The sequence below is a fragment of the Halomonas sp. DP3Y7-2 genome (genome assembly GCF_019800795.1).
GTDB lineage: Bacteria > Pseudomonadota > Gammaproteobacteria > Pseudomonadales > Halomonadaceae > Halomonas > Halomonas litopenaei_A.
The window spans coordinates 319,751-332,837 of sequence record NZ_JAHVKJ010000001.1 but is presented as its reverse complement, the minus strand read 5'-3'; the positions used below and the strand labels follow the sequence as shown (position 1 = coordinate 332,837).

Below are 13,087 nucleotides of genomic sequence, written 5' to 3'. Positions count from 1 at the left end.
TTAGGCTTTAGTCATCGCAACGTGGTGTCTCAGAACGCCGGCGGCGCCTGAGTCCACACGGCTTCGAGCTCGCTCTGCTGGAAGTCACCTGCGGCGTCCCAGGTCGGGCGGCCTTCCAGCAGTGTCCACTCCACCTGGGTGGCATGAATGCCGCCACGGGCGGGCACCTCGAACAGGTTGCGGTCCAGCACGATCAGGTCGGCGGACTTGCCAACCTCGATGGAGCCGGCCTGGTGCTCCATGCCCATGGCGTAGGCGCCATTGAGGGTCGCCACGCGGATGGCCTGCTTTAGGCTGATGGGGGTGCCGTGGAAGGTCTCGTCGTCCTGTGACCAGGGATTGGCGCGAGTGACCATGGCTTCCAGCCCGATCCACGGGTCCGGGTTCGAGACCGGCCAATCGGTGCCCATCACCGCGACACCGCCTGCCTGCAAGACGCCGGCAAAGTTGTAGGCGCGCTGCATGCGCTGCTCACCGAACACGGCACGTGCGTAGGCGAACGATGAGGGGAACCAGCCCACCGGCGAGAATTCGGCAATCGCATCCAGCTCGGCGAAGCGCGGCAGATTGGCGTCGAGCAGGGTGGTGCTGTGGGCGCACTGGTGGCGCATGCGCAGGCCGCCATTACGACGCTTGGCCTCGGCGATGGCATTGAGAAAAATGTCCGAGGCGCCATCGCCGGTGCAGTGGGCGATGACTCGAATGCCTCGGCGATCCATGTCGGCGATCATGTCGCAGACGTGCTCGGGGGTCAGGTTCAGATGCCCTTGCCAGTCCTTCTCGCCGGGCCAGGGGCTCGACAGATAGGACGAACGGGATTCATGGGTGCCGTCGAAGTGAAACTTGACCGCGTTGGCGTTGAGTCTGGCGCTGCGATAGAAGTGACGCTCACCGGCCAGCAGCTCCCAGCGACGCTTGACCGGGAAGATGTCATCCTGCCAGCTGATGGCGGCTTCGACCCGTGCGGTCAGGCGGCCTTCCTGATCCAGACGCTTGAGTGCATCCAGCCGATGCTCGCAGACGTGCACGTACTTGGTGCCGACCACCCCACGTGAGCTTTGGAAATGCACCCCATCGCGGTAGGCGCGGTAGAGCGCCTGGGCCGGTGTCGGCGGCATGGCGGCATGGATCATGGCGTAGGCGCCGTCGACCAGAATACCGGTGGGTTCTCCGCTGATGCTGTCGCGCTCGATGTAGCCATGGCGGGGGTCGCTGGTGTCCGCCGTGATGCCCGCCAGTTCCAGCGCCTTGGAGTTGGCCAGCATGCAACCCCATGAGCGATCGAGAATGGCCACCGGCCTGTCGGCAATGACGCTGTCGAGCCAGTGGCGGTCCGCCGTCAGCCCGGCCTGCTTGAAGGTGTAGCGGACGAAATAGGCGCCGTAGATCCAGCCTTCGGGCGTCTGCTCGGCATAGTCGAGGATCGCCTGCCGGACCTGGGCGGGCGTCGGGTCCTCGATGCCCACATCCAGATAGCCGGCATAGTCAGGGGCCAGCGCAAGATCCGGATGGGTATGCATGTCATACAGGCCAGGCATGGCAAAGCGACCCTTCAGGTCCACCACCCGGGTGTGGGGGCCAATCGTTGCGGCAACGTCGGTGTCATCACCCACCACGAGGAAGCGCCCATTGGCAATGGCGACTGCCTGGGCCCAGGGCTGGGCCTCATTGACGGTATAGATACGGCCGTTGGTAAGGACCAGGTCAGCCTGTGGAAGCTCGCTGCCCATGTGAGGGGCGGAAAGTGGTGTGGCATTCGCCATGACATCGATTTCCTGAAGGTAATCATCGACAAGGGGCCGTGAGGCCCCTGACGTTCACAAGTACCGACGCGTGCAGTGACAGCGTGGGGATGGGCACGGTGCTGGGGGCCACCGTGCCGTTTTCGTCAACCGAGCAGCAGGTGGCCGAGCAGTGACAGCACCGGCAAGGACACCAGCACCCGCAGCAGATAGATCCACACCAGGTCCAGAAGGCTCAGGCCGATGTTGGCTCTGACGAGCACGATGGCCACTTCGGTGAAGAACACGATCTGATTGACAGCGACACCGGCCAGGACAAAGCGGGTGACTTCACTTTCGATGCCAGCCCCTAGCAGTGACGGCATGATGCTGTCGATCAGGCCCGCCAGCAGCGCGGGCGCTGCCTGTTCAGCTTCCGGCAGCGCCAGCAGGTCGAGCAGCGGTACCAGCGGCAGCGAGAGGATGTGGACGATATCGGTGAACTGCACCAGCGCAAGCCCCGTACAGCCGATGACCATCATCGCCGGGTATATCGTGATGATGATGTCGCCGCCGACATGCAGGCCACGCTTGACCAGCTCCAGCGGGGAAGCAGCGTGCTCGGCGCGCTCCACTGCGCGACGCACGCCCAGGGCCAACAGGCTTTCTCCTGTCTGGCGGTCTTGCACCTGTTGCTGGCCTTCTGGTGGAAAGTAGGAGTGAGGCTTGCGTGACAGTGGTGGCAGGCGCGGGATGATCAGGGCGGAGACGAAGCCCGTGACGGCAACGCTGGCGTACCAGATCAGGAAATGCTGCTCGAGACCGATCAGCTTGATCAGCAGGTACGCGTAGGCCAGGGAGACGATCGAGAAGTTGGTCGAGATGATGCAGGCTTCACGCATGGAGTAGAAGCCGTTGCGGTACTGTTGCGTCGTCAGAATGATGCCGACACTCGATGATGACAGCCAGGACGCCAGGCTATCCACCGCGGAGCGGCCGGGAAGGCCGAACAGGCGCTCGAACGCACGGCTCAGCAGGCTGCCGACGAACTCCATCAGCCCGTAGTCGGTCAGCAGCGGCAACAGCACCGAAGACAGCAGGCAGATCGCCACCACCACGGGGCCCACGTCGTACAGCAGCACGCCTCCGGTGTCGCGGTGCCAGATCCACTCAGGGCCCCACTGGAAGTACACCATGACCATCAGAATGGCGCCGGTAACGCGTACCAGCGTCCACACCGGGCCAGGGTTGAACAGCTGGATGAACCTGTTCTGGTTGTGCTTCAGCGTCGTCAGGCTGACCACCACGGTGGCGATAGTGGGGATGACGGTGACCAGTACCGTACCTTCCACCATGATGGGTTTGATCACGGCGTTGATGATGTCGACGATGAAGGCAATCATCACCGTGATGCGGCCATCGACAAAGACGGGAGTCAGAAACAGCAGAATACCGAGGAGGGTCGGCAGGAGGAACTTTAGCAGTTGGGAGCGACGATACTGACGTAATATCTGAAAAAGTCCACCGGAATGCGCTTTTATTTCGGGGATATCGTGCATGTGGTTACCAGTTTATTCGTTGTTGTCGAGTATCAGTCTAGGAAGCTTGGCGGGAACCGAATAACGATTTATTCTTCACATGTCATGCGCAAATGGAATGAACTTTCGTGGCCCGTCAACTGCCCACCATGGTGTCTCTCGCCTGCTTCGAGGCAACCGCACGTCATCTCAGCATGACCCGGGCGGCGGAAGAGATGAACCTGACCCAAAGCGCGGTCAGTCGTCAGATCCGAAATCTCGAAGAGATGCTCGGTTGCGAGCTGTTTCGGCGGGTGCGTCAACGGCTAGAGCTGACCAGTGAAGGTGCCGATTACTTGCGTGAAATTTCACCTTCCATGGAGCAGATCGAAGCCGCTACAGCAAAGCTGCTGGCGCGCTGGTCGGGGCAGTGCCATGTGGGAGCAGAGCCCTCCTTCGCCATGCGCTGGCTGTTGCCACGGTTGCCGGCGTTTCAGCAGCGCCATCCGGACATTCAGATCGAAATCATGAATGACTTGAGGCGGCTCTATGAGCGCCGAGATGGCTTCGACGTGGCGATTCTCTATGGGGATGGGCAGTGGCCCGATCTGGAGTGCCGACTGCTGATGCCGTGCTCGCTGGTGGCGGTATGCACGCCCACGCTGCGCGACCGCTATGGCGTGATCGATCACACCGAAGAGTTGCTCCGCTACCCGCTGATTCACCACACCTGCGTCAGCTCGGCACGGCTATCGTCGACCTTTCTCTGGCTGGAGGCGGCTGGGCTCAGTGGGGAGCAGATCGAAGCGCTGCCGGGGCAGCGCTTCGAGCACTTTCGCTTTGTGCTGGATGCCGCGTTGCACGGGGTGGGAGCCACCGTGCTACCTGACTACTTTGTGGACCAGGAGCTGGCCGATGGGCGGCTGGTGGCGGCGTCCACGACACCCCTGATGATCGGCAACTACTACGTGGTGACGCCACGCGGACGGCATCCCGATCATCGCATCGAGGCCTTTAGCCACTGGCTGCTGTCTTCCATCCAGCAGGCTGATGGTTAGCCTGCAAGAGCGGATGATCAGGCAAAGTCGCCCTCTTCACGCACCTCGATCAACCACGGGCCGTCGGCCTCTTTGGCCTGTTGCAGCAGACGCTCAAGGTGGTCGAGGCCGGTCGCGGTATGGGCCTCGCAGCCGTAGCCCCGCGCGATGGCCACCAGGTCAGGCGTATAGATATCCACCCCTATTGTGGGAATTTCCCGCTCCTGCATATAGCGCTTGATCTCGCCGTAGCCCTGGTTGTTCCACAGCAGGATGACGATGGGCGTCTTGGTTTCCACCGCTGAGGCCAGCTCCGGCAGGGTGAACTGGATGCCCCCATCACCGATCAGCGATACGACGGGGCGGTGGGGAGCGGCCAGCTTGGCGCCGATGGCGGCGGGAAGGCCGTAGCCCAAGGTGCCGTAGCCGGTTGATGAATTGAACCAGCTGCGCGGCGACTCGGCCTCGTAGAGGAAGTTGCCCGAGTAGACCGGCTGGGTCGAATCCCCCACGACGATAGCGCCTGGCAGCGTGCGCTGGACCAGCTCGAGCACGCGTTGCTGGGTGCGCCAGGCAGGCGGCCACTCGGGGGCGAGCTGACGCTGGATGTCCGCCACCCGCTGCTGTCCTGGTGTCGGCGTTGCGGCGGCCGCTGGGGTGGCTGATGGGGTGGCCGATTGGATAGAAAGACGCTCGAGCAGCGCCTGCATGAAACGCCCGGCGTCGCTGACGATGGCAAGGTGCGCAAGGTGGTTACGTTGCAGCTGCTCGGCATCGATGTCGACGCGAATCAAACGACCGTCGATCCTGAAGTTACCGTCGAAGACGGCGTCATAGTCGGTCTCGCCAAGCTCTGTGCCGATGGCCAGTATCACGTCCGCCTCTCGTACCAGCTTGCGCACAGGGTCCAGGGACTGGGTCGAGCCCAGCGCCAGTGGATGTCCCTTCGGCAGTAGACCCTTGGCATTGACGGTGCAGGTGGTGGGGGCATCCAGCGCCTCGACCAGCGCACGGGCAGCCTCTGCATGGTCGGCAGCGCCGCCCCCAAGCAGGACGACCGGCTGCTGGGCCGCTGCCAGCAGCTCGGCGGCGGCGTCCACCAACGCCGCATCCGGTGCGGGAGGGGCTGGCAGTGCGGCAGCCTCCAGCACCAGATGCTCGGCGGGGGCGGTGATGACATCAATCGGAATTTCGATATGCACGGGTCTTGGGCGAGCCCCGCGGAACACTGCAAAGGCTCTGGCCAGTACCCGTGGCAGCTCGTCGGGCTGCTGCAGGGTATGGCTGAAAGCACTGACCCCAGCGACCATGTTGCGCTGGGAAGGCAGCTCGTGCAGACGGCCCTCGCCAAGGCTAAGCTGCTCGCGTCGGTTGACGCTTGAAATCACCAGCATGGGCACGGAATCCGCGTAAGCCTGGCCCATGGCGGTCAGTATATTCGTCATTCCTGGACCAGAAATGATGAAACAGGTGCCTGGTTTTCCTGTTACACGTGCATAGCCATCGGCCATAAAGCCAGCACCCTGCTCGTGACGTGGTGTCACATGAGTGATCAGGGTGGCAGGCAGTCCTCGGTAAAGTTCTACCGTGTGGACGCCGGGAATGCCGAAGACGGTATCAACACCATAAGCCTCAAGTAGCTGAACCAATGCTTCGCCACAGGTCAACATGTCGCCTTTCCTTCTTGTTGGAGTCGGGCACCGGAGATTAGCGCCTGGTGACAGGTTTGCGCTACAAAAAAACCCGTGTTTTGAAAAGAAAGGGGCGCGCTGAATGGCGAAGCACAGTAGAGATATCGTTCAGTGACCGGGAAAATGCATTGTTCATTTTTCAGCAATATGCTTTATTGACCCTATCGCACGCAAAATTGCGTGCAATCCTGATCCGGCCTATATTGGTCACATAACAACACTAACAATCACGGCCTCGGTGCAGCATGGCGAGGCCTCAGGAGAGACAGGATGTTGCCGCAGCGCGACCTCATCGGCTATGCCGATACTCCCCCCGGCGGGCGTTGGCCCAACGGCGCCCGTCTGGCGATCAACGTCGTCGTCAACTACGAGGAGGGCTCCGAGCGCTCCTTCGCCATGGGCGATGATGACCAGGAATCGATGACCGAGTGGGGCAGCTACGTGACCCCCGCCGGCACCCGTAACCTGGCCATGGAATCGATGTACGAGTACGGCTCCCGAGTCGGCATCTGGCGAATTCTCGATATCCTGCGCGAGGCAGGAGTGCGCTCGACCTTCTTTGCCTGTGCCGTGGCCCTTGAGCAAAACCCCCGCGTCGCTCGGGTGGCGAGTGCCGATGGCCATGAATTCTGCAGCCACGGCTATCGCTGGGAAGAGGTCTTTCGCTTGAGCGAAGACGAAGAGCGTGAGCATATTCGACTGGCCATCGACTCCATCACCGCCACCACCGGCAAGCGTCCGGTTGGCTGGTACTGCCGCTACGGACCCAGCGTGCATACTCGGCGCCTGCTGTTGGAAGAAGGCGGTTTCCTGTATGACGCCGACGCCTACAACGACGACGTGCCGTACTTCACCGAGGTGGAGGGCAAGCGTCAGTTGGTGGTGCCCTATACCACGGACATGAACGACTTCCGCTTCTGGCTCTCGCCAGGACTGACCTCCGGTCGCGAATTTCTCGACAACCTCAAGGAAGGCTTCGACGTGCTGTTCGAAGAGTCAGCGAGGGGGCCGCGAATGATGTCCGTGGGGCTGCATCCGCGGATGGTCGGGCGGCCCGGAAAGATCCGCGCGCTCAAGGATTTTATCGCCTACGCCCAGGCTCACGAGGGGGTCTGGTTCGCGACCCGGGAAGAGATCGCCAGAGCCTGGCTGGAGCGTGAATCAGGCGCGTGACGCTTGATCCAATCGCTGGCCTGAACAGCAGCATCGCTACGACAGTGCCTGGTCTCGGCACCCGGTCCCAGGACCGGCACAGAGACAACCGCGCTTCCGCCGCTTGGGGGCGCACAAGAAATAGCCACTTCCGCAACAATGACAACAAGCAGAGGAACGTCCCATGACCCTTTTTTCCAAGACGCCACGCGTAGTGACCCTGGCCGCCGCCCTGGGCCTGAGCCTTGCCGCTGGCAGCGCCATGGCCGAGACCCTCAAGGTCGGCGCCAACATCGGCAACCTGCCCTGGGAATTCCAGGACGATAGCGGTGACTACGTCGGCTTCGAGATCGACCTGGTCAACGAGGTCGGCAGCCGCCTGGGCTACGACGAGGTCGAGATCAGCAACATTCCCTTCAACGGCCTGTTCTCGGCGGTACAGTCCGGGCGTATCGACGTGGCGGTGTCCTCCATCACCATCACCGATGAGCGTCTCGAGTCGGTGTCCTTTGCCCAGCCCTACTACGACAGTGACCAGTCTCTGGCGACTCACACCAGCAAGGGCATCACTGGGCTCGAGGACCTGGACGGCAAGGTGGTTGGCGTAGACACCGGTTCCACCGGCGACATCTGGACCAGCGAGAATCAGGAGCAATACGGCATCAAGGAGATCCGCCGCTACGAGGGCCTGCAGCCGGCTATGCTTGACCTGTCTAGCGGCCGCCTCGACGCCTACATTTCCGACATTCCGGCGGTGCAGTACTACGTGCGCGACAAGCCCAACCTGGAAGTGGTCAGCCGCATTCCCAGCGGTGAGCAGTACTCGATGATGTTTGCCAAGGATGCCGAGCTTGCCGCCAAGGCCAGTGAGGTGATCACCGAGCTCAAGCAGGAAGGCTTTATCGCCGAACTGCACGAGACCTGGTTCGGCGCCGCGCCGGATGCCGGCACCAGCACCGTCGACGTGCGTGATATGCCAAGCGCCAAGTGATGTCGGGGCCGTGGCGCCCGCGCGCCACGGCCCACCCACCCTCGGCCGTGGAGGCTGGTTGAATGGACCTGGTCCAGACATTCTTTAACTGGGAGGTGCTGGTACGCACCTTCCCGATGCTCGTCCAAGGGCTCGGCATGACAATCGCGCTGGGCTTCTTGAGCATCCTGCTGGGGCTGATCGGCGGGCTGGGGCTGGCGCTGTTGCGCCTCTACGGCCCCAAGCCACTGCGCTTTCTGACCATTGCCTACATCGATGTGTTTCGCTCGCTGCCGGTGCTGGTGTGGCTGGTCATCGTCTACTACGCACTGCCGTTCGTCGGCATCACCCTGTCACCGTTTGCTGCAGCCTGTACCGCCCTGACCATGATCTCCAGCGCCTACGCCGCGGAGATCTATCGCGCCGGCATCGAGGCGGTGCCTCGGGGCCAGTTCGAGGCCGCCCAGTCGATCGGCCTGAGTCAGTATCGGGTGATGTGCGACGTGGTCCTGCCCCAGGCGATCCGCCTGATCATTCCGCCGCTGACCAGCAACTGCATCAACGTGATGAAGGACACCGCCCTGGCCTCGGTGGTGGCGATGCCCGACCTGCTCAAGCAGGCGACCCAGGCCCAGGCCCTGGCCGCCAATCCGACCCCGCTGATTGGCGCGGCGCTGCTGTATCTGGTGGTGCTGTTGCCGCTGGTGAGGCTGGTCGGCTTGCTCGAAAAACGCTTCGCCCAAGGCCGAGCCTGAAGGAGATTGTCATGATTGAACCGACCCAGCCGGTGTCGCAGGCCCCTTCCGCTGCGTTTGACCGCCAAGCCGCCGCCGCCCGCAGAACCCTCATCTCGCTCAAGGGCGTGAACAAGCACTACGGTGATTTCCATGCGTTGAAGAATATCGACCTGGAGGTAGCTGAAGGCGAGGTCGTGGCGATTCTCGGCCCGTCGGGCTCCGGCAAGTCGACCCTGATTCGCTGCATCAATCATCTGGAGGCCTACAGCGCCGGCGATATCTATGTCGATGGCACCCGGGTCCAGCCCGGCCCCGAGCTGATCGAGGTGCGCAAGGGCGTGGGCATGGTGTTCCAGAGCTTCAACCTGTTTCCCAACATGACGGTGCTGGAGAACGTCACCCTGGGGCCGATCCGGGTACGTGGCATGAGCCCAGGGGCTGCCCAGGCCAGAGCCAAGGAATTGCTGGAGAAGGTTGGCATCGCCGAGCAGATGTACAAGTACCCGAGCGCCCTGTCCGGCGGCCAGCAGCAGCGGGTCGGCATTGCCCGGGCGCTGGCCAATGAGCCGCGGGTGCTGCTGTTCGATGAGCCGACGTCGGCGCTGGACCCCGAGATGGTCGGCGAGGTGCTAGACGTCATCAAGACCCTGGCTGGTACCGGTGTGACCATGCTGCTGGTGACCCACGAGATGGGCTTCGCCCGCCATGTGGCGGACCGGGTGATCTTTATGGAGGCCGGACAGATCGTCGAGGAAGGCGCTCCCGAACAGATATTCTCTGCGCCGCAGGAAGATCGAACCCGCGCCTTTTTCCAATCGGTGCTGGCGCACTGAGGCGTGGCCTCGACCCTGTTTCTCTTAACCCAGCTTCTCTTAACCCAGTTTCTCTCGACCCAGCTTCAAGGATTCCCCATGGCTTTCGAATATTCCGCCCCCCCGCTTGATCTGGAAAGCATCAGAGCCCAGTTCCCCTCCCTTGCCAGTGACTGGGTGTTCATGGATAACGCCGGTGGTGCTCAGGTGCCGCGTGTCGTGGTGGATCGCATCAGCGACTATCTGCTGGGCGACAATGTTCAGCTAGGGGCCAGCTACGCCCCCAGCCAGCACTCCAAGGCCAAGGTCGACGCTGGTCGCCGGGCGGTGGCGACGCTGGTCAATGCGCAGCATGTGGAAGAGCTGGTGTTCGGGCCGAGCTCCACCATTCAGTTCCGGCTGCTGGCGGACGCCATGGCGAGCCAGTTCGCCCCGGGCGATGAAATCATCGTGACCAATACCGACCATGAAAGTCACATCGGTCCCTGGCGACGTTTGCAAGCGCGAGGCGTCAAGCTGCGCTTCTGGAACTGCCATCCCGAGACCCTGGAACTGGAGCTCGACAGCCTGGCCGAACTGCTCAACGAGCGAACCAAGCTGGTCTGCGTGACCCATGTCTCCAACCTGCTCGGCACCATCAATCCGATCAAAAAGATCGCCGCCATGGCTCACGACGCCGGTGCTCGCATCTGCGTCGATGGCGTGGCCTTCGCGCCCCACCGTGCCATCGATGTCCAGGACTGGGATGTCGACTACTACGGCTTCAGTCTCTACAAGGTATTTGGGCCGCATCACGCCGTGCTTTACGTCAAGAAAGAGTGCCTGCTGGAGCTGGACAGCATCTATCACCATTTCTTTACCAAGGACCAGATACCGGGAAAAGTGGAGCCGGGAAATCCCAACTATGAGCTGACCTACAGCGCTACGGGAATCCTCGAATATCTGACCTCGCTTTCGCCTAAAGACGACGGCGTATCCTTGCGCAATAGGCTGGAAGATGCCTTCGACAGGATCGCGACACATGAGGCAAAAATCGGCAAGAAACTGATCGACTATCTCAATCAGAAAGAGCGCGTCCGTATCATCGGAAGAGCGGATGCTGACATCGATAAACGTGTCGCGACGATCAGTTTTATTGTGGAAGGAAGCCAATCTGACGATATCGTCAGGCGCATCGATGATGCGAAGGTCGGTATTCGCTACGGAGACTTCTATGCACGTCAGCTGGCCGAGGATCTCGGACTGATGGAGATCCAGGGTGTCGTGCGGGTCTCGATGGTGCACTACAACACCGAAGACGAGGTGGACCGGTTGATTCAGGCCCTGGACGCGGTGCTGTAGTAGACGATCGCAATAGACAGAAGCGAGGCCTGGTGACAGGGGCCTATCGCCGACGAAAACGCCCACCATCGCTGACAAGGCTAGTCAGGCCTGGTCAGTGATGGCGGGTGTCGGTGGCGATATCGTAGATGTTGGCCTCGGCGCGTCGCTGCTCGGACAGTTCCAGGCTGTAAAAGATATGCCGGCAGTGTTCCATCATCGACTGGGCGGCGCCCTCGGCGTCGCCGGCCTCGATCATATCGACCAGGGACTGGTGCTCATGGGTCAGGCATAGCACCCCGCTGGGGCGTTCGTAGAGTGACTGGATAATACAGAAGCGACGGATGATGGGGCACACGATGGCGATCAGCTCTTCATTGCCGGTCAGCTCCGCCAACAGCAGGTGAAAGTCGCCGGAGATGCGGTTGACGCTGGGCTTGCGTTCCTCGAACACCTGATGCTCCAGGGCCAGATGCTGACGCAGGGTGGCAATGCCGCTGGCATCGATGCGCTCGCAGGCGATGCGTGCCACCGCCGCTTCGATGTGCAGCCTCGTCTCGAAGATATCGTAGGCTTCCTTGACGGACGGCAGTGAGACAAAGGCGCCCCGATGCATCTCGAAGCGTACCAGCCGCTCCGCCGTCAGTCGGTTCAGCGCACGCCGAACGCGGCTTCTTGGCGTGTTGAACGCCGTGGCAAGCTTCGCCTCATTGAGTCGCTCGCCGGGACGAAGGCGCTTGTCGATCAGCGCATCAACGATGCGGTCATAGACAAGCTCTTCAGCCAGCGCTTCGGGCTTTTCATGTGGGGATGAAGGTGCGTCTGTCGACATGGCTGCGTCTCGCCATCCCTTTCTCCTTGGTGCTGGCTCCCAGATGCGGGAAAGCCTGTCCAGGCAAGGTGAAAAGTGGAATAAGAAAAAGACAAACCAGCATATGACGCTGGTCTATTTCTTTCCAGAGACTACCATGACCATGGCCGCCACGTCATACCGCTTCTACCAAAGAATGTCTCCCTGTCATCACCTGTTGTGTGACAGCCTAGAGTCTTCAATAGCGAGGCAAATAACGATTGGCTATTGGGCGGCGAGATCGTCGATTTTCTGCCCCTCAATAAAGGCGATAAGGTTGCTGAAGGCATCGCCAAAGTACAGCTCATAGCCATCTTTTTCCACGTAGCCAAGGTGGGGCGTTGCCAGCACATTTGGCAGGTGCAGAAGAGGGTCTTCGACCACCGGTTCCTGCTCGAACACATCCACCGCCGCCATGCCGGGGCGTCCGGCGCGCAGCGCCGCCTCCAGGGCGCCAGAGGCGATCAGCTCAGCGCGACTGGTATTGACCAGCAGCGCACTGGATTTCATCGCCGCCAGGTCATCGTCACCGACGATGCCGCGGGTCGCCTCGTTCAGGCGCAGGTGCAGGCTAAGCACGTCGCTGCGCTCGAACAGCTCGCGTTGGCTGGCGACGACCTCGATGCCGGCCTGGCGGGCACGCTCACGGGAGCCTTCGCGCCCCCATGCCAGCACTTTCATGTCGAAGGCTTGGCCGTAGCGAGCGACACGGGCACCGATCTTGCCGTAGCCCAGGATACCGAGGGTTCTGCCTTCCAGGGCGGTGCCCAGCGTACGCTGCCAGCGACCCGCCTTGAGGTTGGCGACTTCCTCGGGAATATGCCGCATGGCGGCCAGCACCAGCGCCCAGGTCAGTTCCGCCGCGGCGGTGGGCGAGCCTCGGCCTGCCAGCACCGTTACACCATGCTCGCGACAGGCCTCGAGATCGATATGGGCCACGCCACCTCCGGTCTGGCTGATGACCCGGAGCTTCGGCAGGCGTTCGAGCAGTGCACGGGTGATCCGGGTTCGCTCGCGGATCAACACCAGTGCCTCGGCGCTGTGAAAGCGTTCAACCTGGGCATCCAGCGACGTCAACGTGTCGTTGAACAGCGTGACCTGGTGGCCGGACAGACGATCAAAGGCCGACAGATGGCGAACGACATCCTGGTAGTCATCGGGAATCACGATGTTCATGGCGGGCTCCGGGGTGAGGCGCAGCGAGACGAGGGAGTGACAAGCATGCCACAGGAGATGAGTCGCGCCCTACTGGGGGCTGCATTGCTGGCGGCTAGGCGGCA

Annotated in this window: 11 protein-coding genes; 6 read left to right on the top strand and 5 right to left on the bottom strand. The window is 61.9% G+C overall.

The features are described 5' to 3' along the window. Positions 1-29: 29 nt before the first annotated feature. Both KUV45_RS01405 and KUV45_RS01400 read right to left on the bottom strand, forming a co-directional pair. Complete coding sequence (locus tag KUV45_RS01405; protein WP_222162306.1) at positions 30-1,763, bottom strand: amidohydrolase; 1,734 nt, start codon at positions 1,761-1,763, stop codon at positions 30-32. A gap of 125 nt (positions 1,764-1,888) precedes the next feature. Beyond that, positions 1,889-3,280 (bottom strand): YjiH family protein, encoded by a 1,392-nt coding sequence (locus KUV45_RS01400; protein WP_222162307.1) that lies wholly within the window; start codon positions 3,278-3,280, stop codon positions 1,889-1,891. Between the two features lie 107 nt (positions 3,281-3,387). Between KUV45_RS01400 and KUV45_RS01395 the strand changes: the two genes are divergently transcribed. Then, entirely contained in the window at positions 3,388-4,296 is a 909-nt protein-coding gene (locus tag KUV45_RS01395; RefSeq protein ID WP_222162308.1) for a LysR substrate-binding domain-containing protein, read from the top strand. Positions 4,297-4,313: 17 nt separating this feature from the next. On the opposite strand, the gene KUV45_RS01390 is transcribed toward KUV45_RS01395, so the two are convergent. Further along, positions 4,314-5,945, bottom strand: a complete 1,632-nt coding sequence (locus KUV45_RS01390) for a 5-guanidino-2-oxopentanoate decarboxylase (protein WP_222162309.1) — start codon at positions 5,943-5,945, stop codon at positions 4,314-4,316. A gap of 291 nt (positions 5,946-6,236) precedes the next feature. Here KUV45_RS01390 and KUV45_RS01385 point away from each other — a divergent pair, with 291 nt between their 5' ends. From KUV45_RS01385 to KUV45_RS01365, 5 genes are all read left to right on the top strand, one after another. Further along, complete coding sequence (locus KUV45_RS01385; RefSeq protein WP_222162310.1) at positions 6,237-7,139, top strand: allantoinase PuuE; 903 nt, start codon at positions 6,237-6,239, stop codon at positions 7,137-7,139. A 163-nt stretch (positions 7,140-7,302) separates the two neighbouring features. Then, positions 7,303-8,109 carry a transporter substrate-binding domain-containing protein gene (locus KUV45_RS01380; protein WP_206941983.1) on the top strand — a complete coding sequence of 269 codons (807 nt, stop codon included), beginning with the start codon at positions 7,303-7,305 and terminating at the stop codon, positions 8,107-8,109. 62 nt (positions 8,110-8,171) lie between these two features. After that, positions 8,172-8,843 carry an amino acid ABC transporter permease gene (locus tag KUV45_RS01375; protein WP_222162311.1) on the top strand — a complete coding sequence of 224 codons (672 nt, stop codon included), beginning with the start codon at positions 8,172-8,174 and terminating at the stop codon, positions 8,841-8,843. Positions 8,844-8,854: 11 nt separating this feature from the next. Then, complete coding sequence (locus tag KUV45_RS01370) at positions 8,855-9,658, top strand: amino acid ABC transporter ATP-binding protein (protein WP_222162312.1); 804 nt, start codon at positions 8,855-8,857, stop codon at positions 9,656-9,658. 78 nt (positions 9,659-9,736) lie between these two features. After that, the gene (locus KUV45_RS01365; protein ID WP_222162313.1) at positions 9,737-10,978 is read left to right on the top strand and encodes a cysteine desulfurase-like protein; all 1,242 of its coding nucleotides are present in this window, start codon (positions 9,737-9,739) and stop codon (positions 10,976-10,978) included. Positions 10,979-11,072: 94 nt separating this feature from the next. On the opposite strand, the gene KUV45_RS01360 is transcribed toward KUV45_RS01365, so the two are convergent. After that, positions 11,073-11,789 (bottom strand): GntR family transcriptional regulator, encoded by a 717-nt coding sequence (locus tag KUV45_RS01360; RefSeq protein ID WP_222162314.1) that lies wholly within the window; start codon positions 11,787-11,789, stop codon positions 11,073-11,075. Positions 11,790-12,032: 243 nt separating this feature from the next. Continuing rightward, positions 12,033-12,983: a D-2-hydroxyacid dehydrogenase family protein gene (locus KUV45_RS01355; RefSeq protein ID WP_222162315.1), complete on the bottom strand. Its 951-nt coding sequence runs from the start codon at positions 12,981-12,983 to the stop codon at positions 12,033-12,035. Positions 12,984-13,087: the final 104 nt, after the last annotated feature.

Bases quoted from the DNA above. Each gene is read 5' to 3' on its own strand.
- KUV45_RS01375 (WP_222162311.1), top strand. From the start codon at position 8,172: ATGGACCTGGTCCAGACATTCTTTAACTGGGAGGTGCTGGTACGCACC.
- KUV45_RS01385 (WP_222162310.1), top strand. From the start codon at position 6,237: ATGTTGCCGCAGCGCGACCTCATCGGCTATGCCGATACTCCCCCCGGC.
- KUV45_RS01365 (WP_222162313.1), top strand. From the start codon at position 9,737: ATGGCTTTCGAATATTCCGCCCCCCCGCTTGATCTGGAAAGCATCAGA.
- KUV45_RS01390 (WP_222162309.1), bottom strand. From the start codon at position 5,945: ATGTTGACCTGTGGCGAAGCATTGGTTCAGCTACTTGAGGCTTATGGT.
- KUV45_RS01400 (WP_222162307.1), bottom strand. From the start codon at position 3,280: ATGCACGATATCCCCGAAATAAAAGCGCATTCCGGTGGACTTTTTCAG.
- KUV45_RS01355 (WP_222162315.1), bottom strand. From the start codon at position 12,983: ATGAACATCGTGATTCCCGATGACTACCAGGATGTCGTTCGCCATCTG.
- KUV45_RS01360 (WP_222162314.1), bottom strand. From the start codon at position 11,789: ATGTCGACAGACGCACCTTCATCCCCACATGAAAAGCCCGAAGCGCTG.
- KUV45_RS01370 (WP_222162312.1), top strand. From the start codon at position 8,855: ATGATTGAACCGACCCAGCCGGTGTCGCAGGCCCCTTCCGCTGCGTTT.
- KUV45_RS01380 (WP_206941983.1), top strand. From the start codon at position 7,303: ATGACCCTTTTTTCCAAGACGCCACGCGTAGTGACCCTGGCCGCCGCC.
- KUV45_RS01405 (WP_222162306.1), bottom strand. From the start codon at position 1,763: ATGGCGAATGCCACACCACTTTCCGCCCCTCACATGGGCAGCGAGCTT.